This is a genomic window from Thermodesulfobacteriota bacterium (assembly GCA_025062045.1).
In the GTDB taxonomy this organism is placed as follows: Bacteria; Desulfobacterota; Syntrophorhabdia; order Syntrophorhabdales; family JANXAF01; genus JANXAF01.
Genome location: JANXAF010000001.1, coordinates 73,249 through 98,200 on the forward strand (window position 1 = coordinate 73,249; position 24,952 = coordinate 98,200).

Annotated in this window: 17 protein-coding genes; 11 read left to right on the plus strand and 6 right to left on the minus strand. The window is 43.1% G+C overall.

The window, feature by feature from the left end:
* Nucleotides 1–23: 23 nt before the first annotated feature.
* Nucleotides 24–1,205 carry an acyl-CoA dehydrogenase family protein gene (locus NZ583_00400; GenBank protein ID MCS7280077.1) on the plus strand — a complete coding sequence of 394 codons (1,182 nt, stop codon included), beginning with the start codon at nucleotides 24–26 and terminating at the stop codon, nucleotides 1,203–1,205.
* Here the strand turns inward: NZ583_00400 and NZ583_00405 are convergent.
* From NZ583_00405 to NZ583_00420, 4 genes are all read right to left on the minus strand, one after another.
* Complete coding sequence (locus NZ583_00405) at nucleotides 1,192–2,565, minus strand: HD domain-containing protein (protein ID MCS7280078.1); 1,374 nt, start codon at nucleotides 2,563–2,565, stop codon at nucleotides 1,192–1,194. The genes NZ583_00400 and NZ583_00405 overlap by 14 nt on opposite strands.
* Nucleotides 2,552–3,136, minus strand: coding sequence for a hypothetical protein (locus NZ583_00410; protein MCS7280079.1), 585 nt, complete (start codon nucleotides 3,134–3,136; stop codon nucleotides 2,552–2,554). Before NZ583_00410 ends, NZ583_00405 begins: the two co-directional genes overlap by 14 nt.
* 10 nt (nucleotides 3,137–3,146) lie before the next feature.
* Nucleotides 3,147–3,404 carry an EF-Tu/IF-2/RF-3 family GTPase gene (locus NZ583_00415; GenBank protein ID MCS7280080.1) on the minus strand — a complete coding sequence of 86 codons (258 nt, stop codon included), beginning with the start codon at nucleotides 3,402–3,404 and terminating at the stop codon, nucleotides 3,147–3,149.
* Between the two features lie 75 nt (nucleotides 3,405–3,479).
* Nucleotides 3,480–4,520, minus strand: coding sequence for an NrpR regulatory domain-containing protein (locus NZ583_00420; protein ID MCS7280081.1), 1,041 nt, complete (start codon nucleotides 4,518–4,520; stop codon nucleotides 3,480–3,482).
* A 216-nt stretch (nucleotides 4,521–4,736) separates the two neighbouring features.
* On the opposite strand from NZ583_00420, the gene NZ583_00425 reads away from it, so the two are divergent.
* From NZ583_00425 to rlmN, 8 genes are all read left to right on the plus strand, one after another.
* On the plus strand, nucleotides 4,737–6,392 hold the full coding sequence (locus NZ583_00425; protein ID MCS7280082.1) for an FMN-binding glutamate synthase family protein: 1,656 nt from the start codon (nucleotides 4,737–4,739) through the stop codon (nucleotides 6,390–6,392).
* A 107-nt stretch (nucleotides 6,393–6,499) separates the two neighbouring features.
* Nucleotides 6,500–7,624: a glutamine-hydrolyzing carbamoyl-phosphate synthase small subunit gene (carA, locus tag NZ583_00430; protein ID MCS7280083.1), complete on the plus strand. Its 1,125-nt coding sequence runs from the start codon at nucleotides 6,500–6,502 to the stop codon at nucleotides 7,622–7,624.
* Nucleotides 7,608–10,811, plus strand: a complete 3,204-nt coding sequence (carB, locus tag NZ583_00435) for a carbamoyl-phosphate synthase large subunit (protein MCS7280084.1) — start codon at nucleotides 7,608–7,610, stop codon at nucleotides 10,809–10,811. Before carA ends, carB begins: the two co-directional genes overlap by 17 nt.
* 1 nt (nucleotide 10,812) lies before the next feature.
* A complete protein-coding gene (gene mnmG, locus NZ583_00440) occupies nucleotides 10,813–12,675 on the plus strand; it encodes a tRNA uridine-5-carboxymethylaminomethyl(34) synthesis enzyme MnmG (GenBank protein MCS7280085.1) in 1,863 nt (620 codons plus the stop codon).
* Nucleotides 12,676–12,812: 137 nt separating this feature from the next.
* Nucleotides 12,813–13,796 carry a TAXI family TRAP transporter solute-binding subunit gene (locus tag NZ583_00445; GenBank protein ID MCS7280086.1) on the plus strand — a complete coding sequence of 328 codons (984 nt, stop codon included), beginning with the start codon at nucleotides 12,813–12,815 and terminating at the stop codon, nucleotides 13,794–13,796.
* Nucleotides 13,797–13,818: 22 nt separating this feature from the next.
* The gene (locus NZ583_00450; GenBank protein MCS7280087.1) at nucleotides 13,819–15,726 is read left to right on the plus strand and encodes a TRAP transporter permease; all 1,908 of its coding nucleotides are present in this window, start codon (nucleotides 13,819–13,821) and stop codon (nucleotides 15,724–15,726) included.
* Between the two features lie 58 nt (nucleotides 15,727–15,784).
* Nucleotides 15,785–17,941 carry an ATP-dependent RecD-like DNA helicase gene (locus NZ583_00455; protein ID MCS7280088.1) on the plus strand — a complete coding sequence of 719 codons (2,157 nt, stop codon included), beginning with the start codon at nucleotides 15,785–15,787 and terminating at the stop codon, nucleotides 17,939–17,941.
* On the plus strand, nucleotides 17,925–18,941 hold the full coding sequence (rlmN, locus tag NZ583_00460) for a 23S rRNA (adenine(2503)-C(2))-methyltransferase RlmN (protein MCS7280089.1): 1,017 nt from the start codon (nucleotides 17,925–17,927) through the stop codon (nucleotides 18,939–18,941). Before NZ583_00455 ends, rlmN begins: the two co-directional genes overlap by 17 nt.
* On the opposite strand, the gene hflX is transcribed toward rlmN, so the two are convergent.
* Both hflX and NZ583_00470 read right to left on the minus strand, forming a co-directional pair.
* On the minus strand, nucleotides 18,914–20,464 hold the full coding sequence (gene hflX, locus NZ583_00465; GenBank protein ID MCS7280090.1) for a GTPase HflX: 1,551 nt from the start codon (nucleotides 20,462–20,464) through the stop codon (nucleotides 18,914–18,916). The two genes, rlmN and hflX, sit on opposite strands and share 28 nt — an antisense overlap.
* A 129-nt stretch (nucleotides 20,465–20,593) precedes the next feature.
* Entirely contained in the window at nucleotides 20,594–21,100 is a 507-nt protein-coding gene (locus NZ583_00470; GenBank protein ID MCS7280091.1) for a transcriptional activator RfaH, read from the minus strand.
* Nucleotides 21,101–21,197: 97 nt separating this feature from the next.
* Here NZ583_00470 and NZ583_00475 point away from each other — a divergent pair, with 97 nt between their 5' ends.
* Together NZ583_00475 and NZ583_00480 are read left to right on the plus strand one after the other, a co-directional pair.
* A complete protein-coding gene (locus tag NZ583_00475; protein MCS7280092.1) occupies nucleotides 21,198–21,974 on the plus strand; it encodes a sugar phosphate isomerase/epimerase in 777 nt (258 codons plus the stop codon).
* Nucleotides 21,971–24,952 carry a phosphoribosylformylglycinamidine synthase subunit PurS gene (locus NZ583_00480; GenBank protein ID MCS7280093.1) on the plus strand — a complete coding sequence of 994 codons (2,982 nt, stop codon included), beginning with the start codon at nucleotides 21,971–21,973 and terminating at the stop codon, nucleotides 24,950–24,952. The genes NZ583_00475 and NZ583_00480 overlap by 4 nt, the downstream gene beginning before the upstream one ends.

The window sequence follows — 24,952 nt, forward strand, 5'->3', positions numbered from 1 at the left end:
AACACCAAAGGAGGAAAGTGCGTATGATCGATTTTTCGGAAAAACACATTATAATACGCCAAATAGCAGAAAAAGTAGCAAAAGAAAAGATCCTTCCAAGGGCTAAAGAAATAGATGAGACCGGTGCTTTCCCATGGGATATTGTGGAGGTTTACAAAAAACAAGGCTTTTTGAATCTTATGCTTCCAGAGAAGTTCGGCGGTCTAGACGGAGACATAACATCACTTTGCCTTGTTATCGAAGAGCTTGCCAAGGTTTCGGGTGCTTGCTCTTTGATACTTCTCGCTCACTGTGTGGGGCTCATGCCTGTGATGATAGCAGCCAATGAGGAACAGAAGGAGTATCTTTACAGTAAGATATCCCATCCGGAGGAAACCCATCTTTTCGCCTTTTGTCTCACTGAGGCTGAAGCCGGATCCGACGCGTCCCATATAAGGACAAGAGTTACAAAGGAGGGAAACTATTACTATCTCAACGGAAAGAAGACAATGATAACAAACGGTGCCGTAGCCTCAGTGTACACCGTATTTGCAACCTCCAATCCACAACTCCGAACAAAAGGAATTTCAGCTTTCTTTGTGGAGAGGGACTATCCAGGAGTCATCATAGGAAAAAGTGAAAAAAAGATGGGAATGAACGGATCCGACATTACGGAAATAATATTCGACAATGTGAGGCTTTCTAAAGATAACCTTCTTGGAAAAGAGGGAGGGGGCTGGGATATAGCGATGTCGACCCTTAATTTATCCAGACCTGCCGTTGGAGCCCAGGCTGTAGGAATAGCTCAAGGGGCTTTGGATTTTGCCGCGGAATACGCTTGGAAGAGAGTTCAGTTTGGTCAAAAGCTCGCTGATTTTCAGGGTATACAATTTATGATAGCTGATATGGCAACTCAGGTTGAGGCCGCAAGGGCTCTCGTTTACGATGCAGCCCAGCTTCTAGATATGAAGGTTTATGAAAGGGACAAGATGAGTGCCATAGGTGTGGATAAACTTTCTGCTATGGCTAAGATGTATTCCGCAGATGTGGCCATGAAGGTAACGACTGATGCTGTCCAGATTTTAGGAGGTTACGGTTACACAAAGGAGTATCCTGTGGAAAGGATGATGAGGGACGCAAAAGCAACCCAGATCTATGAAGGAACGAACCAGATCCAAAGAATAGTGATAGCAAGAGATATCTTTAGGAAATTTATCCGGACTTAAGCTTTATGAGGCATTTTTTTGCGTATTCGAGAGCTTCATCCCGGCTTTTTATTTCCATTGAAATTTGTTTTTCTCTTATTTCCTTTAAAACCTTTCCAAGGTATGGTCCCTCTTCGTAACCTAAAGATAAAAGGTCATAACCATCGACGAGCTTCGGAGGGGGTTCTTTTTTGAGTTCCCTATAGTTCTCCATGATAAGTTTTGCGTACGCCATTATCCTTCGTGTTGTTTCGTTCCGCCTTCCCTCCGTCGTCCCAAACATGTCACAGAGGGTTAAAAGGACCAAAGAAGGCGTGAGATCCCCCATCCTCAGAATCAGTCTCCGCGTAGCCTTATCTGTGGGTGATTCCTTGCTAAGGAGGAATATCCACATGTGACTTTTGACCAAAGTTAGGATAGTTTTAATCTCTGAATTACTGAATCTTAGCCTTTCCATAATCTTTCTTGCCATCTCCTGTGAGATTTTTTCGTGGCCAAAGAAATGGACAATCCCTTTTTTTTCGTCAAGACTGAACGTTACCGGCTTTCCTAAATCATGGAAAAGCAGAGCGTAGGCAACATTTAACATCTCCGTCTCGTCAAGGCCCGTTATCCTTTTCAAAGGTTTTAAAAACTTGAGACCATAGAGAGTGTGGTTGAGCACTTTCAGTCTAAGGTTGTACTGTTTATCGAAGTCTCTTAATGGGATGAACTCCGGAAAAATATCGAATAAAAGTCCTGTCTCTTCCATAAGTTTTAGGCCTTCATATGCCATATCCGATCTTAATATTAAATCGAGCTCGTATTTTATCCTTTCCCCCGCCACATGTCTTATCATTTTTCTGTTTCTTGATATCATCTCCCTCGAGAGAGAATTTATCGAAAAGCCTTTCAAAGTCGCATAATGCCGTATCCCTTTCAGCATCCGTAGGGGATCTGAAATTAATGCGACTTCATCACTAAACCTTATAATTTTTGAGATAAGATCTTCGAATCCTCCCAAAGGATCGAGAAGAATTTCATCGAATACATCATAACCCATGGCGTTTATCGTGAGATCCCTTCTTTTTAAATCGTCTTCTATGTCTTTGTCCGCAATTGTGATATCAATTGTGTAATCAGTACATATCCTATGTATGTGCAGAGGTTTCTTTCCAAGAACGATGGCTTTTCTTTCAAAGATCTCTTCAACCTTCTCCAAATCCTCAGCGTCCGTAAGCACAAGATCGAAATCGTTCGGGATCTTTCCCAAAGCCAAATCTCTCACAGCTCCTCCAACGAGGTAGACTTTGCCTTTTAAGGTTCTGGATTTGAGTCTGTCAATTATGGCCAGATTTTTAAGCCTTAGGATTAATCCGTTCCGAGACTTACATCTTTTCAACAAAATTTCTCATTTCCCTTGAGACTTTCCTTATGGAATCGGTCATCTCTAAAAAAAGGTACGACGCCTTTGGCATGCAGATACCCGTAATGAGACGCCTCTGATGGGTCGTGTCAAACTCGTGGGCCATCTCTATAATCTTTTGGGTTTTCTCCGACAGAATCCTTTTTAGGTCCGGGTTCCGAGTGATGAGAAAGTCTTTGAGATCCCTTAAAGCTTCCTCCACCTCCCCCACCAGCTCCTCAATTTCGCCTTTTGCCCTTTCGCTGAAGATCACATCTCCTTCGACCTTAGAAATCATCTTTTTCGTTAAATTCTCAATCCCTGAAGCTATAAGCTGAGCCGTAATTAGAAGATCGATTGCCTTCTTTTCTACTTCGTTCTTTTCTTTTTTCTTTACGATCTCCTCGAAGAACGGCAGGCTCGATTTTATCGTATCCCCGAACGCCCTAGCCTGCTCTTTAAGAACGGTCGAGCTTTCTTTCCTAAAACCTTCTTTTATGTTTCTCAAAATTGGTAATGCCTTCTCAAACATATCGTAAAAAACTCTAATTACCTCTTTTTCTTCCATGGCCACTCCTTTATTCTTTCAAAAGATATACGGTATCACCCTCTCTCACCTTCTCTTTTACTTTTATGCCGACATTTTCTCCTTTTACCGCTTTATCTACTGGAGTATGCTCAATCTGCATCGATTCGATCTTCTGCTCGAAGTCTGTTGTGTGACCTTTTATCCTGATCGTATCCCCTATCTTCAGCTCTCCCTCTACTATCCTTATTGCCGCAACCCCTATCTTTGAGAAGAACTTTTCAACCTTTCCCACTGCTATTTCCTCCATTTTGAAACCCCCTTTTCTTTTTTATAGTCTTAGTTTATAGAGAATAGCACGAGGCTTCGCATTTTTGAAACACTTTTACGATTCTAACTTTCGCTTACGAGGTCTCCATTTTCTAAAGTCCTTTATCATCTCTCTCATCTTTTCGTATCTAAAAAGGCGACTGTACTCGATAAGTCCTGCAAGGGCTCTAGATTTCGTTTTAATTCCGGTCTCTTCAAGTATAGATACCGCATTGAGACCACCAACCACAATGGCCCCTACCCTTCCCTCATAGACAGGAATTTCCAAAAGACTGTGTCCCGGTAAACCCATCTCCAAAAGACCGCCCAAACCTATCTTGCGCATTTTTTCTGAGATCCGGAGTACCTCTTCTCTGCTCCCCACTGGGAACTCCCTAAAACTCGCACCTATTTTTCCATTTCCGTAACGGATAGCACCTAGATAGTCTGTCATTCCGCTTTTTACGAAGATCTCTAGTGGATCGACGCTTGTACCGTCGTACATAATGATCTCCACAAATCGGTACGGTCTGCCATTTCTCAATTCTAAAAGACCGCCGAACCGTGAGACTGTAGGTATTCCGTGTTTTAGTAAAACCCCGTTTAACGTTATTGAGCAGACAGTGGCAACTCCTATCTTACCCTCGGGCACAAAAATATGATTCAATCTCTCACCAGGCGGTAGAAAGGTAACAAGTTCTCCCATTGTATAGCCTTTTTCGAACACCTTCTCTATGAGAGGAATCTTTTTTTCGAATCTCTCAGGCTCCACTATAGTCAAATTAACAACCACTTTTCCCTTAAGTGTATTGATATCGAAGTCCATCGCGTAAGCCATCTGGTCGATTTTCGATGAGAGAAACCCAACTTTTTCTATAACCCTTGAAGATTCGATCTCTTCCATCCCCTTCTCGGTTATGGTGTATCCTCTCTTTTTTTCGAGTTTTGCGAGCCCTTCTTCCTCCATTTTTTTAAGATAAAACCTCACCGTTCTCTCACTCATCCTATACCCAGCGTGTAGAAGAGACTCCGAGATCTTCCTGCTACTTACCGGCCTATTTAAGCCTTTCAAAAATTCAAGGATAAGAAGTTCTTTCCGTTTCGCTTCTTCCTTCATTGCTCCTCCCTCTGGCACGGAGTTATTTTGGCAAAAATGCCAAGTTTCATTCTACCCTTTCAACCGCTTTTTGGCAAATGATTTCGACTCTGATCGAGATTTTCTTTAAGTTTCTTGACTTCCGTTCCTTTTCGTGTTAACTTTCGAACGGTTTAATTTATGAATTGGCAATTTATTGCCCAATACCACTTTCAAAAATGCTAATAGGAGGTAAACATGATAGAGTGGCCAAAATCGAATGACGTTTTGGGTACCGTAAACAGGGGGAATCCTGCTGAATCTGGACTATGCACGTTATGCAGAGCAGACTGCAGAGGAAGATGCGAAACTTGGCTTTCAAGTTTGAAGGGCAGAAAGATGCTCTATCCTAGGGATTTCGGAATGATTACTGCTGGAAGCAGTAATACCTGCCACATAGGGGTCTCTTATAACTCTTTGAGAATACTTGGTTACAACTACGGTGCAAAAGGTCTTCCAAAGGGTCTCACTTCTTCCCCTGACGATTGTATCTTTCCTAATGTGGACATTCAAACTGAATTTGGAAGCGACATAAAGACAAAATGCCGGATACCGATAATGACCGGAGCCTTAGGTTCAACTTTTATAGCTCAGAAGTACTGGGAACCCCTCGCAATAGGCGCGGCTCTTTGCGGATTTCCAATAGTTGTCGGAGAAAACGTGGTTGGTGTAGATAGGCAGGCTGTAATAAGAAACGGAAGGGTTGAGAAGGCCCCAGAGCTAGAAAGAAGAATAGATACTTACCTTAGGTACTTTGATGGGTATGGAGGAATCTTTGTCCAACTTAACGTGGAAGACACAAGAAACGGAGTGGCGGAATATGTAATAGAGAAGTATGGGGACAAAGTGATAATAGAGCTCAAATGGGGACAGGGCGCAAAAAGCATAGGTGGTGAGATCCAGGTAGAAAGTATAGAATATGCGATTTTCTTGAAAGAGAGGGGATATGTGATCGACCCAGATCCCACAAAACCGGAGGTCCAAAAGGCTTTCGAGTCAGGCGCCATTAAGAGCTTCGCAAGACATAGTAGGCTTGGGTATACCGATCTTTCAACGGTGGAGGAAGTTTATGAAGCGTTCATGAAATTTGTGAGCTATCTAAGAAGCATAGGCTACAAAAGAATATCACTTAAAACCGGCGCTTACGGAATGGAAGGTCTCGCGATGGCCATAAGGTTCGCATCGGATGCCAAGCTCGACCTTTTGACCATAGATGGATCTGGCGGCGGAACTGGAATGAGTCCGTGGAATATGATGGAGACATGGGGTGTACCTTCTATTCTTCTGCACGCAAAGGCATACGAGTACGCTGAAATCCTTGCGAAGAAAGGCCAAAAAGTGGTCGATATGGCATTCGCAGGAGGCTTTGCACGGGAGGATCACATATTTAAGGCTTTGGCTCTTGGTGCTCCATATGTAAAGGTAATCTGCATGGGAAGGGCTTTAATGATACCAGCTTTTGTTGGTTCAAACATAGAAGGCGTCCTTAGACCTGAAAGGAAAAGTCAAGTAAATGGCAACTGGGACGAACTTCCTCCTTCTGTCAGAGAGCTAGGCACAAAGCCAGAAGAAATTTTTGCTGGCTACTTCGAGGTTCAGAAAAAAGTTGGAGCAAATGAGATGAAGAACATTCCTTTTGGAGCTATTGCCGTATGGACGCTCGTTGATAAACTCTCGGCTGGGCTCCAGCAGCTTATGGCAGGTGCAAGAAAGTTCACGCTTTCCGAAATCTCGAGAGAGGACATAGCTTCAGCCAATAGGGAAACAGAAAGAGAAACGAAGATACCCTTTATAACCGATATTCAGGACGAGAGGGCAAAAGAGATACTGGTGTCCGGGCTTAGGGCTTCCTAAGAAACTCATTTGGGGAAGACAAAAAGTCTTCCCCTCTTCTTGTCACATAAAGTGCTCTAATGTTATACTAAGTGCCGATTGCCAATAGACCTATGAAAGATTTACCGATCAAAGCATACATTGCGTTAGAAGATGGGACCGTCTTTCAAGGTAAAAGTCTATACTTTCACGGAGAGAAAGATGGCGAAATAGTATTTAACACAAGCATGACCGGTTACCAGGAGATAATGACGGATCCTTCATATAAGGGCCAAATAGTGACCATGACTTATCCTCACATTGGCAATTACGGGGTAAACGAATATGACGTTGAGTCCTCATCTCCAAAGATCGAAGGTTTCATAGTCAAAGAAGTAAGTAGACTCACAAGCAACCATAGGGCACAGGATGATCTGCTCAATTATTGCAAAAAGCACAACGTCTTTCTGATCGAGGATGTCGATACCCGAGCTCTTACAAAGCACATAAGGGTTAAGGGAGCCATGAAGGGTGTAATATCGACAATCGATTCGGACTTCGAGAGCTTAGTTAGAAAAGCTAAAAATGCGAAAGGGATCGTAGGTGTAGATTTAGTTAGAGAAGTAACTTGCCAGACCCCCTACCTTTGGGAGAACGGAAATCGCAAAGATTTAAAAGAGTTTAAAAGGGATTTAGCCAAGCCTTTGTGTGTGGTTTTCGATTTCGGAGTAAAACTCAACATCTTGAGACTGCTTGAGAGTGTCGGATGCCAAATACTAGTTGTGCCAGCCTTTACGTCTGCGGAAGAGATCATGGATTTTAAGCCGAATGGAGTTATGCTGTCCAATGGCCCTGGAGATCCAGAGGCAGTCCCTTACGCGATCTCTGAAATAAAAAAACTCATTGGAAGGGTTCCAATCTTTGGAATATGCCTCGGTCAGCAGCTTATTGGTCTTGCCCTAGGAGGAAAAACATACAAGCTTAAGTTTGGCCACAGGGGGGCCAACCAGCCAATAAAAGAGCTGTCTTCCGGAAGGGTTTATATAGCTTCAGAAAATCATGGCTTTGCTGTGGATGTAGATTCTATTGCCGACAAAAGGTTGAAAGTAACACACATAAACCTAAATGATATGACGGTGGAGGGGCTGGAACATGAAGAATATCCTCTATTTTCAGTGCAGTTCCACCCTGAAGCTTCACCTGGTCCACATGATTCTTACGGTTTATTCGAAAAATTTAGAAAGTTGATGGATAACTATGCCAAAAAGGGATGATTTAAGAAGCGTTCTAATCATAGGCTCTGGGCCTATAGTCATAGGACAGGCTTGCGAGTTTGACTATTCTGGAAGTCAAGCATGTAAAGCCTTAAAGGAGGAGGGCATAAAAGTTATTCTCGTAAATAGCAATCCAGCAACGATTATGACCGATCCTGACATGGCTGATCGAGTTTATATAGAGCCTCTCACCCCAGAAATACTCGAATCAATAATTGAGATAGAGAGACCTTCAGCCCTTCTGCCGACACTAGGTGGACAGACAGGACTTAACCTTGCCACTATTCTCTACGAGAGGGGGGTTCTTGAGAAATACGGAGTGGAACTTATAGGTGCAAACTACGAGGCCATAAAAAAGGCCGAAGACAGGCTTGAATTTAAAAAAGCCATGGAAAGGATAGGCCTTGATATTCCGAGAAGTGCTTTAGCTTACTCGGTTGAAGAAGCAAAAAGGGTTGTCAAGGAAATAGGCTTTCCTGTGATTATAAGGCCTAGTTACACTCTGGGCGGAACTGGCGCATCGTGTGCTTACAACATAGAGGAGTTTGAGATCCTTGCTCAGAGAGGGATAGAAAGCAGTCTTATCAATGAGATACTGATTGAGGAGTCGGTTCTTGGTTGGAAAGAGTTTGAGCTTGAAGTGATGAGGGACAAAAATGACAACGTTGTAATAATCTGCTCCATTGAAAATCTGGACCCTATGGGCATCCATACAGGCGATAGTATAACCGTTGCGCCAGCCCAGACCCTGACGGATAAAGAGTATCAGAAGATGCGGGACTGGGCAATAATGGTTATAAGAGAGATAGGGGTCGAAACCGGCGGTTCCAACATCCAGTTTGCGGTAAATCCTGAAAACGGAAGAATGGTAGTAATCGAAATGAATCCCAGGGTTTCTAGGAGTTCGGCCCTCGCTTCAAAAGCTACGGGTTTCCCGATAGCCAAAATTGCGGCTAAGCTTGCCATAGGTTATACCCTCGACGAGATTAGAAACGACATTACGAAAAAGACCCCTGCATCGTTTGAGCCTACAATAGATTACTGTGTCGTGAAGATACCCAGATTCGCCTTCGAAAAATTCCCGGGTGCCGATGAGACTCTCACCGTTCAGATGAAGTCGGTCGGTGAAACTATGGCAATTGGGAGGACATTTAAGGAAGCACTCCAGAAAGGTTTCAGGTCTTTAGAGATAGGGGTCGACGGAGTGATAAACCACAAATTAAAGAACGTTGACAAAGAGATCTTAAGGCAGAAGCTAATGGTGCCCACAAGGGAGCGGCTCTTTTACGTTGTTTACGCGCTAAAAGAAGGATACTCCATCGATGAAATCTACTCTCTCACAAAAATCGACAGATGGTTCCTGAATCAAATAGCAGAAATAGTTGAATGTGAGAAAGAGATACTTGAAGAAGGGCCTGCACTTTCAAAAGACCTTTTAAGTAAAGCGAAAAAATATGGTTTTTCTGACAGATACTTGGGCCATTTACTGGGAACTGATGAGCTGGAAGTCCGTAAAAGGAGAAAGGAGTTGGGTATCGAAAGCGTATTTAAGCTCGTTGACACATGTGCTGCCGAATTTGAGGCAGAGACCCCTTATTACTACTCCACTTACGAGTGCGAAGACGAATCTAGAGTTTCTGAGAGAAGAAAGATTATGATCATAGGTGGCGGGCCCAATAGAATAGGCCAAGGGATAGAGTTCGACTACTGCTGTGTCCATGGTGTCTTCGCTCTAAAGGAACTGGGATACGAAACTATAATGGTCAACAGTAACCCCGAAACGGTAAGTACGGACTATGACACTTCCGACAAACTCTATTTTGAGCCGTTAACCTTCGAAAATGTTATGGACATTATAGAAAAGGAAAAGCCGGAAGGAGTGATCGTCCAGTTTGGTGGGCAGACGCCTCTCAACCTTGCTCTTCCGCTATCTAGAGCGGGAGTAAAGATCCTCGGTACGCCTTCTTCAAGTATAGACATAGCAGAGGATAGGGAGAAGTTCAAAACTCTAATAGCTAAGCTAAACCTTAAGCAGCCAGAAAGTGATGTGGCTTTTTCTTTCGAAGAGGCGAAAAGAGCAGCAAAGAAAATTGGCTATCCAGTAATAGTAAGACCTTCCTACGTGCTTGGCGGAAGGGCTATGGAGATCGTTTACAACGATGATGACCTTTTGGACTTCATTGCCAAGGCTGTTGAGGCGTCACCAGATAAGCCTATTTTAATAGATAAATTTTTGGAGGATGCGATAGAGTTAGATGTGGATGCCGTATGCGACGGAGAGAAATGCGTTATAGCTGGTATTATGGAACATATCGAGGAGGCAGGGATACATTCCGGGGACAGTGCCTGTGTTTTACCGCCTTTTTCGCTTTCAGACGAGATATTATCCAAAATAAGGAAGTACACCGAAATTATCGCGCTCGAGCTTAAAGTTCAAGGACTAATAAACATTCAGTACGCTGTAAAGGATGACGAGGTGTACGTTCTGGAAGTGAATCCTAGAGCTAGTAGAACGGTCCCATTTGTCAGTAAAGCGACCGGTGTACAGTGGGCAAAAGTGGCAGCCAAAGTCATGACAGGTGTAAAACTTAAGGATCTTGGGATAGAAAAGGAGGTCGAACTCAAGCATTTCGCCGTAAAGGAGGCGGTATTCCCTTTTAACAAGTTTTTTGGAGTAGATCCAATTTTGGGGCCTGAGATGAAATCTACGGGTGAAGTGATGGGTATAGATTACAGCTTTGGTGCAGCATTCCTTAAATCGCAACTTGCCGCAGGAATGCAGCTTCCTTCTGAGGGCAACGTTCTTGTGAGTGTAAAGAATAAAGATAAGAGACATATCGTCCTTATCGCGAAAAAATTGGAAGATTTGGGTTTTAAGATCTTCGCAACAAAAGGCACCGGCAGGGTCTTAGAAAACGGGGGAATTAAAGTTACGTACGTGAACAAGGTCTCAGAAGGTAGACCCCACATAGTCGACATGATAAAAAATAGGGAGCTCCACTTCATAATAAACACACCCAGTGGGAGACATCCAAAATTAGACGAGGTCATGATCAGAACGAATGCTGTCCAGTACAAAATACCATATACCACGACACTGTCCGGTGCTCAGGCTGTCACGTATGCTATTGAATATTTAAAAAGCGGAAAAATAAGTGTAAAGGCCTTACAAGACTACTTCGTCTAAAATGGAAATTTTCGACGTCATCGTTGTTGGTGCCGGCCATGCAGGATGCGAAGCTGCGCTAGCATCCGCAAGGATGGGCATGGCCACTCTTTTACTTACCGTAAACCTCGATCACATAGCTTATATGTCCTGTAATCCCGCTGTTGGGGGCTTAGGAAAGAGCCATCTTGTAAAAGAAATAGATGCCCTTGACGGGGAAATGGCATTAAATACCGACAGAGCCGGTATCCAGTTCAGGGTCCTTAATATGAGGAAGGGACCGGCTGTCCACTCAACAAGGGTGCAGGCGGATAAAGCAAAGTACTCTCTTTTTATGAAGAGAAGGCTCGAGAACCAGAAAAATCTCTATCTCAGACAGGCAACAGTGGAAAGATTGCTTGTCCAAGACAGAGTTGTAAAGGGGGTCGAGACCACTTACGGGGAAAGATTCTTTGGCAAGGCTGTCATTCTTACAACGGGCACCTTTTTAGGAGGACTCATACACATAGGACTTATGAGTTTTGAGGGGGGGAGGTTAGGAGATCCTGCATCCTACGGACTCTCCCAAGATCTAAAAAAGCTCGGTTTTAAAATGGGGAGGTTAAAGACCGGAACATGTCCTAGACTTGATGGGAGAACGATAGACTTTTCGAAAATGGAGATACAGCCAAGTGATTACCCTCCGAAGCCTTTCTCATACATGACTGAGAGGATAGAAAACCCTCTCGTACCTTGCTATCTTACGTACACGACGGAAAGTACCCACGAAATAATAAGATCCGGCCTGGATAGATCCCCTCTCTATACTGGAAAGATAAAAGGCACAGGTGTTAGGTACTGTCCCTCCATTGAGGACAAGGTTGTGAGATTCGCAGATAAGGAAAGACACAGGGTTTTTATCGAACCTGAAGGTTTGGATACTCTGGAATACTACCCGAATGGGCTCTCCACAAGTCTTCCCTTGGACGTGCAGATAAAAATGCTAAGAACTATTCCAGGACTGGAAAATGTGAGAATCACAAGACCAGGCTATGCAATTGAGTACGATTTCGTCTTTCCAACCCAACTTTATCCTACCCTTGAAACCAAGCTCATCTCTAATCTATTTTTTGCAGGCCAGATAAATGGTACAACTGGCTACGAGGAGGCTGCAGCTCAAGGGATAATTGCAGGAATAAACGCTGCACTCAAAGTAAGGGGAGAGGAACCGTTTGTACTTTCAAGGGATGAAGCGTACATAGCGGTTATGATCGATGATCTCGTAACTAAAGGTACTGACGAGCCCTATAGGATGTTTACATCGAGAGCGGAATATAGACTCCTTTTAAGGGAAGACAACGCCGATTTGCGACTTACAGAGAAGGGTTTTAAAAGGGGGCTTGTTAGTGAGGAAAGGTATAAAAGGTACGAGAGAAAAAAAAGAGAGATAGAGGAAGTAAAAGAGATTCTAAGATCGGTTGTTATAAGGCCACAAGGGACAGCGAGAGAAATTCTCGAAAAAAGTCTCATCCACCCACAAACTAAGCCAACAACTCTTGAGGAACTATTAAAGAAACCGGAAGTGAGTCTGGAATTACTTAAAGAACTGGAGCCACGCCTACGGGATTTCGAGGATGACGTTCTTACAAACGTTGAGCTCGACATAAAGTATGAAGGATACCTGAAGAGGCAAGCCGAGATGATGGAGAAGTTCAAAAAGTTGGAGGAGAGAAGGATTCCTGAAAATCTAGACTATTCTTCTGTTCCAGGACTTTCAAGGGAAGTTGTGGAAAAACTATCAAAAATTAGGCCTTTGACATTGGGACAGGCATCGCGGATTCCAGGAGTTACGCCTTCTGCCCTGAGTGCACTAATCATCCATTTCAAGAAGACAGGTATCCTATAGCTTGAAAGAGATAAGAGAGCCAAATTCCGTTGGTGAGTGTCTCTGATTTATTTCACTTGTACAAAAGTGCTTTTTTGTTGACAGGAAAAAATAACCATACTATTTATGTAAAAAATGGGGAAAGGAGGAGAAAAATCATGAAACGTTTGACCTCGATTCTAATCCTTAAACTACTCTTGATTACCCTTGCCGTTGGAGCTCACGCTCAGGAAAGAAAAGGCTGGCCAACAAAAGGTGTGACGATCGGGGCAGCACCAGTTGGAGGAGTCTACTACATATGGGCAGGGGGACCCGCCAAAGTCCTGACTGAAAAGATGGGTATTCCCGCCTCCATCGAATCAACTGGCGGTCCTGTCCATAACACCCAGCTCGTCGATAATAAAGAGCTAGACTTTGGAATGGTAACCAGTGCTCCCGTGTATGAGGGATGGACTGGAACTGGGTGGGCAAAAGGAAAAAAACACCAAAATGTGAGGGCCGTATTCCCAATGTACACGACCTATTTCCACATGTACGCCCTGAAAAAGAGTGGTATCAAAACTTTAAAGGATCTAGATGGAAAAATAGTAGGTACCGGACCTGTCGGTGGAACACCTGCAACTTATTGGCCGCTTATATTCGAAGAGGCCGGAGTTAAACCAAAAAGGATCGTCAATGCTTCATCTTCGGATCTCGACAATCAGCTAAAAGACGGGTTAATCCACGCTAACGCACAGGCACTCGGCTTGCCGTGGGGTCTGATACTATCTGCAGAAACGACGCATGAGATAGTTGTTTTGGGAGTTGAAGACGATGTGGCAACTAGATTTATGAGAAAGCATCCGTATTTCTCCAAAGGTGTCATTCCCAAGGGGACCTACAAGAGTGCTCCATACGATATTCCAACACTCACACTTTGGAACTTCATGATAACTCATAAAGATATGCCTGCCGACTTTATCTATGAATTTACAAAACAGATATTTAGGAATAAGGACATCCTTGTAAGTGTACATAAGTCCGCAGTTGAGGTTGAACCGAAAAATATACTTTACTCTCCTATTCCTCTCCATCCTGGCGCAATCAAGTATTACGAAGAGATAGGGATAAGGATCCCGAAGGAGTTGAGGCCCGAAAGTTAGTTTAAAAAAAGAGGAGGGATGAGTGGCAGACAGGGCCGTAGATTTGTCTAAAATAAGGGATGCGGAGCTTTTAAGGACAAGGGAATTCGGAAAGTTCGGTTCTGCTGTAGTGTATGTGGTCGGAGCAGCTTGTTCCCTCCTCCATTTATACTTTCTCCTTATAAGTCCCATAGACCCCTGGTTTTTCAGAGGGATGCACATCGTTTTTTTGTCTTTTTTGTGCTTCTTACTCTTTCCAGGCTGGGAAAAGGCAAGACATAAGGTCCACCCTTTGGACTATGTCTTTATGGCTATGACGATAATTCCTTATATCTATGTTATCGTGAATTTTGACCAATGGATCTACAGAGTAGGAGTGGCGCCCACAAAGTGGGATACAATAGTATCGCTTATGTTTGTTCTAGCCATACTCGAGATGACCCGAAGAACAACCGGTCTTGCCTTATCTATAATAGCAGGGCTTTTCATACTTTACGGTTACTTCGGAAAGTATTTACCTGGTCTCCTATACCATAAAGGCTATAGCTGGCCAAGAATACTTACTTATCTATTTAGCCTCGATGGCATCTTGGGTCTCCCCATATTCGTATCCGCAACTTACGTTTATATTTTCGTAATATTCGGTTCCTTCCTTAAAAGCTCGGGTGTCGGCGACTATTTTATAAAATTTGCAAATGCTTTGGTGGGATGGGCAAGGGGCGGTCCTGCCAAAGTTGCGGTTATATCCAGTTCTCTTTTTGGAACTGTATCCGGGAGTTCGGCCGCGAACGTCGTTGGCACAGGAAGCTTCACAATTCCCATGATGAAAAACATGGGATATAAACCCCATTTTGCGGCGGCTGTGGAAGCCGTGGCTTCAACGGGCGGACAAATTATGCCTCCAGTCATGGGAGCTGGGGCTTTTCTTATGGCTGAGATCTTAGGTATCCCCTACGTAAAAGTTCTTGTTGCCGCAATTCTTCCTGCTGTGCTCTATTACATTGCGGTCTATTTTATGGTCGACTTCGAAGCTGCCAAAACGGGATTGAAAGGGTTACCAAAGGAGAAGCTTCCAAGCAAAAGGGAGACCCTTAAGGAACTATACATGTTTACCCCCCTTGCTGTCCTCATTTACTTTTTGGCCATTCAGCTTGCTTCAATAATTAAGGCCGGAACGATGGCTTTGGCCTCATGCGTTGTAATAAGCTGGGTGAACAAAGAAAGGAGGATGGGGATAAAAAAGATCATAGATTCGCTTGCTGGAGGGGCCAGAGGAGCAATAGAGATAGCGGGAACATGCGCAGCCGCGGGGATAGTGATTGGGGTCATTTCGCAGACAGGCGTTGGACTCAAATTCGCAACAATCCTTCTTAGCCTTTCGGAAAATTCTTTGGCTTTAGCTTTGGTTCTTTCAATGGTTGTAGCAATAATACTCGGTATGGGTATGCCTACGACAGCAGCATATGCAATCTGCGCGGCAGTTATAACAACGGGGCTTATGAAACTAGGGGCGATTCCTATTGCAGCTCATCTTTTCGTCTTTTACTTCGCCTGCATATCGGCGATTACGCCCCCTGTCGCACTTGCGGCTTATGCGGGAGCAGCAATAGCGAAAGCTCATCCAAACCAGGTCGGCTTTACTGCCATGAAGCTTGGTTCAGCTGCATTTATTGTACCTTTCATGTTCGTGTACAATCCGGCATTACTCTTTCAAGGTCAAGTCGCTGAAATAGTGCTTGCTTCCCTTACGGCAATCATAGGTGCTTTCTCTTTAGCCTGTGGTATGCAGGGCTACTTTTGGGGAAAGGTTGTACCTTTCTATTTGAGGATCCCTCTTCTCGCATCAGCAGTACTTCTTATTAAACCCGGGTTGTACACTGATTTTATGGGTCTTGCGCTTTTGGGACTCGTAGCAATCTTTTCCAGATTCAAGGGTACAAAAATCGAATAATCATCTACCCCAAAATAAGATTCGCTCAAATTTGTGTTAAAATGATTCCGAAGATCCCATGGTAGTGATCGAAGGACAGGTGGAAAGAATAACATACAGAAACGAATCAGACGGTTACACGGTTGCCAAAATCAAAATAAAAGGTGAAAATTCGCTAGTAACAATTGTGGGTTACATCTCAAGCCTCGCCTGTGGTGAAATCCTAAGAGTAAAAGGCTACTGGGAAAACAACAAAAGGTTCGGGACTCAGTTCCACGTCGTCTCCTACGAGTCTATTCCTCCAGGAACGGTTCAGGCGATTGAGAAGTATCTTGGCTCAGGAATGATAAAGGGAATAGGCCCGGAGCTAGCAAAGAGAATCGTCTCTACCTTTGGAAAGGACACCTTAAAGATCATATCTTCCGATGTAGAAAGATTAAGGGAAGTACCGAGTATAAAGGAGAAGAGAATTCAAATGATAAAAGAGGGCTGGCAGAAAACAAGCGAATTTGTCGATGTAATCATCTCCCTTCAGTCTTTGGGGATTACTCAGAGTATGGCACTAAAGATTTTCAAACATTACGGCCGCGATGCAGTAAAGATAGTAAAAACAAATCCATATAGGCTTGCCCAAGACATATATGGAATCGGCTTTCTAACTGCGGACAGAATTGCAAAGACGTTGAACATTGAGAAAGATTCAAATTTGAGAATAGAATCGGCTATAGAGTACGTTTTAAAAAAAGCCGAAGAGGAAGGACACGTTTACTATCCGTTGGAGAAACTAGTCAATGACTGTTCGGCACTACTTGAAATTGACGAATCAAAAGTGAGGGATGTCCTTCCCAAAGTCCTCGATTCAGGAAAAATTGTCATTGAAGAGTCATATCCGGAGAGGCCAGTTTATCTCAAAGGCCTCTACATTGCGGAAGTTGTGACATCTGAAAGACTAAAAAAAATAGCTTCTGGCGCAAAAAGGCTAGGACTCGGATATCCTGAAGGAGCTATTGAAAAAGTTGAGAAAAAACTCTCCCTAAACTTGACGGAAGCTCAAAGACTCGCAATAAGGACGTCATTGGAAAATAAGATCACTATCATAACCGGGGGTCCTGGAACGGGCAAGACAACCGTTGTAAAGGGAATATTGGAAGCTTACAAAGAGCTAGGGGCAAAGGTTTTTCTCTGCGCACCTACTGGAAGAGCAGCAAAAAAGATGGAAGAGGCAACAGGGTACGAGGCTCAAACTATTCATCGGCTTCTTGAATATAATCCCAACACAAAGGCTTTCAGAAGGAACGAAAAATATCCTCTCGACTGTGATCTCATAGTGGTAGATGAATCCTCTATGGTTGACATCGTTCTCATGCACCATCTAATAAAGGCTTTACCGCTTCACGCATCGATCGTTTTTGTAGGAGATGTGGACCAGCTTCCATCTGTAGGTCCAGGTACTGTATTTAAAGACATGATCGAATCCCAATTTGCGAAAACAGTAAGACTAAAAGAAGTGTTTAGGCAGTCAAAAGAAAGCCTTATTGTTACGAATGCCCATAGAATAAACAGAGGGATAATGCCAATCCTCGATGGAAAAAAGGATTTTTTATTCTACCACAGGGACGAACCTGAATCTGTAATAAAGACGATAATCGATCTTGTCTTTTCGCATATTCCTTCAAAATACGGAATACCTAAAGAGGAGATCCAGGTCCTTACCCCGATGTACAAAGGGGAGATTGGAGTTTCGAATTTGAATTCCGTACTTAAAGATGTGATAAACCCTGCTGGTGAAGAATTACAAAGAGGGGGAAAGAGTTTTAGAGTGGGCGACAAGGTCATTCAGATGAGGAACAATTATGAAAAGGACGTCTATAACGGCGATATAGGGAAAATAACAGCAATCGACAAAGATAACGGGGAAATAAGGGTGCTTTACGACCTAAAAGAAGTGAGTTACGATCTCTCAGAGCTAGATGAGATAATGCCTGCATATGCCATATCAATTCATAAATCCCAAGGAAGCGAGTACGAGGCAGTAATAGTTCCTGTTATGACTCATCATTACGTCCTTTTACAGAGAAACCTTATCTACACTGCCCTTACAAGAGCAAAGAAATTGGCGGTATTTATAGGCACAAAAAAAGCCCTTGCTATTGCCATAAAAAACAATAAACCCACACTTCGTTACAGTCTCCTAAAAGAGAGGCTCAAACTGAATACAGATGGAATCCTTTTTTGATCTCACACAGAAAGAACTCGAAGATCTTCTCGTTAGATGCAAAAATGAGAAATACAGGGCAAAACAGCTCTTGAGATGGGTTTATAATAAAGGCATTTTCGATTTTGACTCCATGACAGACATATCTAAGAATCTAAGATCGTTATTCCGGGAAATGTTCTTTTTCGATTTTATGGAGCCAGAAAGTATAGAGAAGTCAAAGGACGGGTCAACAAAATTTGCTTTCAGAACCAAAGATGGCCACATCGTTGAGACGGTGCTCATGCCGGAAGTTAAAAGGACGACGCTTTGTGTATCGACGCAGATAGGTTGCAAGATGGGGTGTAAGTTCTGTGTCACAGGCCAGGTCGGCTTTATAAGGAATCTAAGGACTTCGGAAATAATCTCCCAAATTATGACTGTAAGAAGACTTATTTCTGTACAAATAACAAACGTGGTTCTCATGGGGATGGGAGAACCCCTAGACAACCTCGAAAACGTCAAAAAGGCTATAGAGATAATGGGAAACCCGTACGGAATGAATCTGTCAAAAAGAAAGATCACCCTCTCGACAGTTGGCCTTCTTGACGGCTTAAAACATATCCCACCTCAGTCCTGTGTTATCGCAATATCGCTTAATGCAGCGGATGAAGAAAAAAGGACTTACCTTATGCCCATAAATAGAGTCTATCCTCTCACCGAAATTTTAAATTTCGCAAAAAACTTGAAGCTAAAAAAAAGGGAGAGGATAACTTTCGAATACGTTCTCATAAAGGACATTAACGATTCAAAAGAAGACGCTGAGAAACTTGCAGATATACTGTCAGGTATCAAGTGTAAGATAAATCTGATCCCCTATAATGAATCGCCATACCTGCCTTTTAAGTCCCCAAGAGAAAACGATGTTTACGCGTTTCAGAGGATCCTTCTAAAAAACAGATACACGGCAACAGTAAGAAAATCAAAAGGTCAAGATGTTTTTGCTGCCTGCGGTCAACTCGGGTCTCGATACCTTATGTGATGATTTTCGTTTAAAAGGAGCTCTTCTATTCTCTTAACAAGAATGTCAATATTCGTCTGGTCCATGCAAGAAATTGAAATGGCATTGTACCTTTTTTCCATGTTTTTCAAATAGTCTTTATGCAGGTCTGAAAGTTTATCTATCTTGTTAAAGACGATCAGTCTTTTCTTTTCTTTTAGTCCCAACCTCTCCAAGATCTTCTCCACAGAACTAATCTTCTCTTCCACATCCTCGTCCGATATGTCCACAAGGTGGATAAGTAGATCCGAGTACTTGAGTTCTTCAAATGTAGAGAGAAAGGCATCGAAGAGTGTTTCGGGAAGGTTGCGAATAAGCCCCACAGTATCGCTTATTATGATATTTTTCCTCTCAGGGTACTTTACTGTTCTCGTTGTGGGTGAGAGTGTGCTGAAAGGCCTTCGGTCCACATCTACTTTACTTTTTGTTAAAAGGTTAAGAAGACTCGATTTTCCAGAATTAGCATAGCCCACTATAGAAATGGAAGGTATCGGAGATTCCATCCTCCTTACCCTTTTAGTCTCTCTTACCCTCTTTATCTCCTCCAACTTCCTCTCCAGTAAAACTATTCTGTCCCTTATCCTTCTTCTGTCGATTTCGAGTTTTGTTTCGCCAGGACCTCTACCACCTATACCACCTGTGAGTCTCGAAAAAGCCGTGTTTTTTTCTGAAAGCCTAGGAAAGATATACCTTAGCTGGGCTAGCTCCACTTGAATCTTTGCCTCTTTTGTTTTCGCCTTTGTTGCGAAAATATCAAGGATAAGCTGATTTCTGTCGATTACCTTAAGGTCAGTCAGCGCAGATATATTCTTTAGCTGGACAGGGCTTAGCTCCTCATCGAATACAAGCATATCCGCGCCCATGCTTGTAGATCTCATAATGATCTCTTCCATTTTTCCCTTTCCGACGATATACCCAGGGTGAATCTTTCTAGGCTTCTGGATGAAAGTGTCAAGAACTGTGAGTCCAGCCGCTTCGCATAAAGATTTCATCTCACTTAGATGCTCTTCAATGTCCTTTTTGAACTTGGGGATGGCGATGGAAACAATAACGCACGTTTCTAGTTGCGTTCTTACCGGTCTTGCAACACCTTCGGCTTTTAGAAATTCGTTTTCAAGTTCAGTTATAAATTCAAGAAAATCTAGCTCTATCTCGTCTTGGGGTGATGGACCTATAAAATCGAAAATCTTTCCTGTCTTCGCGTTTGGAATCAGATATCCCGCATGAAGTATTTCGCTTTCACTCCCCTTTTTCTCAGTGATACAAACAACAAGATCGAGTCTTTCCAAGGCGAGAGTGTTTAGGTCTTCCTTTGAAAGGAGCTCTCCGTCTAAGTGAGTGTGTATAAACCGGAGACCGCTAAATTTTGACCTCGTTCCTGTTTCTTTTACGATTTCGGGAATCCTTATTCCCCTCCTTTCTCCTACTATGACACGCTCAATATTCCCCCTTCTGTTTACGAGGATTCCCACTTCCCTTTCTATCTCTTTCGAAATTCCAAGCATCGTTTTTGCTACATCCGGACTGACGATAGAGCGTGGATCTATTCTTTTTTTGTAAATCTTGATCAGTCTCCGTTTTATTCTTGGATTAAGACCGGCCGTATTTCCGTAGATTTCTATAAGAGACCCTCCCTACGATCCACTAGATCCGGTGTATGGAGTAATAAGTTCTCTGTGGATTATCATTCTGGCGTAGTAATTTAGACCTTCCAAAAGTATTGAGACTCTCTCTGCGGGTTTAAGTTCTTTCTCGAAGATACCAACTATGCCTTTGAATGGACCCTCAGTTATTATCACCCTATCTCCAGAGTTTATAGGTCTCCTTTCTACTTCTGCAATCCCGTTTTTCAATCTCCTCTTTATAAACTCGATTACATTCTCTTCAACTGGCACTATTTTATTCCCAAACCGGACCACATCTTTGACACCTCTCGTGTATTTGACTTTCCTATAATCGGAAATGGAAAAAAACCGTACAAATATATAACCGGGAAACATCTCTTCGATCACTTCCTTTATCGTCCCATCCTTCAACTTTCTGTACCTAATTTTAGGGGCCAAAACTTCAAATCCGCCATTTTCTAAGTTTCTTTTAGCCCTTTCCTCGTTCTTAGGCTTCGTCCTCACAACAAACCACATAAAGGTTCAGTATAATTATCCACCTTTTGGCCCCCTTTATCAAATCTTTTTCGTTGAAGAGCTTTAACTGGTGTATAATTAATCGGTTGGCCCTTCTATGTCTCGAAAAAACGTTCTCATAAATGTACCATACGATTTGATTGAGGCTAATATCAAAAGGATCGTCGATTTGAATCTCGGAATTGAGGTCTACTTTGAGAATAATCTTATAGACGAGCTTAAGGAGAACCAAATAAAGGAGCTTTCGAAGAAACTGAAAGAAAACGGGATTATTTGCACATGCCATGCCCCTTATTTCGACTTAAGCCCAGGTGGAATCGACAGAAGAGTAAGGAGCATAACCATCGAAAAGCTAAAAAAAACGTTCTTTTTTGCTCAGCTACTTGAAGCGAGGGTCGTAATCTGCCATCCTGGTTACAGTAAATGGTACTTTGATGGGAATGAGGAGATTTGGTTTGAAAATAGCATTCTCACATGGAACGAGGTTCTGAAAGAGAAAGACAAGAATGTCACAGCGGCTCTCGAAAATGTCTTTGAGGAGACTCCGGAAACTCTGATTGAGCTGATCAAGTATTTTAAAGGTCAGATTTTTTTCTGTTTCGACACCGGGCATTTTAATCTTTTTTCAAAAACGAATATGGAAGCCTGGCTTTTGCCTCTTAAAGACTGGCTCGTTGAGTTTCATCTCCATGACAATTACGGAACAAATGACGACCATATGCCTATTGGCTACGGCAATTTTCCTTTTCGTGAACTTAAGGCTTTTATAAAGGCTCTCTACCGGAGCGAACTATTCTTTGTTGCAGAACCACATGATGAGGCATCTGCTTTGGAAAGCATAAAAAGTATCAGAGATTTCTTATCTTCGCTATGATATGGAGAATTGAAGTCGCCTATAAGGAGTGGGTAGAGGACCCGGCAGGAAAGAGGATAAAAAGAAGGCTTGTGCGGGACTTACATGTCGATGTGACAAACGTTAGGATAGTAGACGTTTATACAGTAGTGGGAGAGCTAGAGGATAGTGTAATTGAACTTTTAAGGCGGGACGGATTCTGCGACCCTATCGTGCAGGAAGCCTATATAAACGAACCATGTCCGTACATTGGGGACTGGGTGATAGAAGTGGGGTTTAAGCCCGGTGTTACAGATAACGTGGGAAGAACGGCAAAAGAAGTAATTGAGGCTATCTCCGGCTACTGCTTTAGAGAAGGAGAAGGTGTTTACACATCTCGTATGTACATGATATGGGGAAAAATGAGTGAGGAGGAAGTTGTAAAAATAGCTGAAGGTGTTTTGGCCAACGTACTGATTCAGAACTACAGGTACAAGAATAGAAACGATTATTTGAGAGACCGTGGTATGGGGATCTACGTTCCCAGGTTAACATTCAAAACACCCCCAAAAGTGGAGATATTCGATATTGATATGGGCATCGATAACTGGCTTAAAATGAGCCGAGAAAGAACTTGGGCTTTATCGGAAAAGGAAATAGAGGCCATAATCGAGTACTACCGAAAAGAGGACACAAAAAGAAGAAGAAAAGAGATGGGAATCTCCGAGAACCCTTCTGATGTGGAAATAGAGGCTATTGCCCAGACCTGGTCTGAGCACTGCAAGCATAAGATCTTCAATGCCACAATTGAGTACGAAGAAGACGGAAAGCGAACGAGTATAAAAAGTATATTTAGGACCTTCATCGTAAAGGCTACGGAGGAGATAAGAAAGAGAAAAAGAAGAGATTTCTGCCTTTCCGTTTTTACCGACAACGCAGGGGTTATAAGTTTTAACAGGAAATATAATCTGGCCTTCAAGGTAGAAACCCATAATACACCCTCCGCTCTTGACCCTTATGGAGGTGCTTTAACTGGCATAGTGGGGGTCAATAGGGACCCCTTTGGAACGGGAAAGGGTGCGGAACTAATATTCAATACGGATGTTTTTTGTTTCGCTCCTCCAGACTACGAAGGAAGCATTCCTCCGAGACTCTTCCATCCGAAAAGGGTATTAGAAGGGGTAAGGGAGGGTGTTGAACATGGTGGAAATAAAAGTGGAATTCCCACGATCAACGGCTCAATAACCTTCCATCAAAATTTTTTAGGAAAACCGCTTGTCTTTTGCGGTACATGCGGAATAATGCCAAAAAAGATAAAGGGGGAGCCTTCCTACGAAAAAAAAGCAAAAAATGGTGACCTCATCGTCATGGTTGGAGGAAGGATAGGCAAAGACGGTATCCATGGAGCAACTTTCTCTTCGGAGGAGCTTTCCGAGAGTTCCCCAACAAGCGCTGTTCAGATTGGGGATCCCATAACTCAGAAAAGGATGACAGATTTCCTATTGGTTGCCCGAGATAGAGGGCTTTTCAACTCCATAACCGACTGCGGTGCCGGTGGGCTTTCATCTTCAGTGGGGGAGATGGCAAAAGACACGAATGGCTGTGTAATATATTTAGATAAACCACCGCTCAAGTATGAAGGACTTTCTCCCTGGGAGATTCTGCTTTCCGAGGCCCAAGAGAGGATGACACTCGCGGTCCCAAAAGAAAACATAGAGGAGTTTTTAAGCCTGAGCACGAGAATGGGTGTAGAATCTACAGTTATTGGAGAATTTCAGGACACTGGAATCTTCCACTGTCTCTACGAAGGTAAAACCGTTGCTTACCTTCATATGGATTTTTTACACAACGGCCTTCCGGAAATGAAACTTAAAGCGAAATGGGAAAGAAAATTAACGGATGAGGAAGTCCCACCGGAGACGATAGATCTAAACGAAGCAGTCCTTTCTGTTCTGAAAAGATGGAACGTTTGTAGCAAAGAGTACGTGGTCAGGCAGTATGACCATGAAGTTAAGGGCCAAACGGTAATAAAGCCACTAGTTGGAAAACAGGATGACGGTCCAAGCGATGGGTCCGTTATAAGACCTGATCCGAAAAGTAAGGAGGCAATTGTCGTAAGCCACGGAATATGTCCGAAGTTTTCTGAGTTCGACACATACCATATGGCTGCCTGCGCTTTAGCTGAGGCCTTGGCGAACAATCTCGCAGTTGGCGGAACCCTAAAGAAAATGGCCCTTCTCGATAATTTTTGCTGGCCAGATCCGGTGGAATCGGAAAAGAATCCCGACGGCGCATATAAGCTTGGCCAGCTTGTGAGAGCAGCTAAAGCATTGTACGAGTACGCGACGTTTTTCGGCACTCCTTTTATCTCTGGAAAAGACAGTATGAAAAACGACTACATATATGGAAATATAAAGATATCGATTCCGCCTACTGTGCTCATATCTGCCATATCAATAATAGACGATATTGAAAAATGCGTGACAATGGATTTTAAAGAACCTGGAAGTCTTATAATCGTCGTAGGTTTGACGTTTCCAGAGATGGCAGGAACAGAATATTTTAGTATGCGTAAGGTGCGGGGAAATATCTGTCCCAAAGTTAGAAAAAGGTTGGCAAAAAAGGTGTTTTTAAGCATTGACAGGGCAACGAAGATGAAACTTCTCCTTTCTTGCCATGATGTCTCTGATGGAGGTCTTGCCTCCGCTTTTTGTGAATCTGCGATTGCGGGATGCCTGGGTGCTGAGATTGATCTTTCAAAGTTACCTAGTGTATCCATTTTCAGAGACGATTACGCTCTTTTTTCGGAGTCTCCAAGTCGCTTCGTTGTGACTGTAAGAGAAGACGATTTAGACTCAGTGGTCAAAGTCTTTAGTGGAATCCCCCACGCTATCGTTGGCAAAGTACGAAGTGATGAAAGACTTATAATAAAAGGTCTCACAGGGAGAGTGATTGTGGATCTAGATACGGAGACTTTAAGACAGGCGTGGAAATCACCCTTCAACGTCCATTTTGAGTAA

What these genes read in the sequence shown, in the direction of transcription:
- NZ583_00400 (MCS7280077.1), top strand. Translation starts at nt 24, where the DNA reads ATGATCGATTTTTCGGAAAAACACATTATAATACGCCAAATAGCAGAA.
- NZ583_00410 (MCS7280079.1), bottom strand. Translation starts at nt 3,136, where the DNA reads ATGGAAGAAAAAGAGGTAATTAGAGTTTTTTACGATATGTTTGAGAAG.
- NZ583_00415 (MCS7280080.1), bottom strand. Translation starts at nt 3,404, where the DNA reads ATGGAGGAAATAGCAGTGGGAAAGGTTGAAAAGTTCTTCTCAAAGATA.
- NZ583_00420 (MCS7280081.1), bottom strand. Translation starts at nt 4,520, where the DNA reads ATGAAGGAAGAAGCGAAACGGAAAGAACTTCTTATCCTTGAATTTTTG.
- NZ583_00425 (MCS7280082.1), top strand. Translation starts at nt 4,737, where the DNA reads ATGATAGAGTGGCCAAAATCGAATGACGTTTTGGGTACCGTAAACAGG.
- carB (MCS7280084.1), top strand. Translation starts at nt 7,608, where the DNA reads ATGCCAAAAAGGGATGATTTAAGAAGCGTTCTAATCATAGGCTCTGGG.
- mnmG (MCS7280085.1), top strand. Translation starts at nt 10,813, where the DNA reads ATGGAAATTTTCGACGTCATCGTTGTTGGTGCCGGCCATGCAGGATGC.
- NZ583_00445 (MCS7280086.1), top strand. Translation starts at nt 12,813, where the DNA reads ATGAAACGTTTGACCTCGATTCTAATCCTTAAACTACTCTTGATTACC.
- NZ583_00455 (MCS7280088.1), top strand. Translation starts at nt 15,785, where the DNA reads ATGGTAGTGATCGAAGGACAGGTGGAAAGAATAACATACAGAAACGAA.
- rlmN (MCS7280089.1), top strand. Translation starts at nt 17,925, where the DNA reads ATGGAATCCTTTTTTGATCTCACACAGAAAGAACTCGAAGATCTTCTC.
- hflX (MCS7280090.1), bottom strand. Translation starts at nt 20,464, where the DNA reads ATGCTTGGAATTTCGAAAGAGATAGAAAGGGAAGTGGGAATCCTCGTA.
- NZ583_00470 (MCS7280091.1), bottom strand. Translation starts at nt 21,100, where the DNA reads ATGTGGTTTGTTGTGAGGACGAAGCCTAAGAACGAGGAAAGGGCTAAA.
- NZ583_00475 (MCS7280092.1), top strand. Translation starts at nt 21,198, where the DNA reads ATGTCTCGAAAAAACGTTCTCATAAATGTACCATACGATTTGATTGAG.
- NZ583_00480 (MCS7280093.1), top strand. Translation starts at nt 21,971, where the DNA reads ATGATATGGAGAATTGAAGTCGCCTATAAGGAGTGGGTAGAGGACCCG.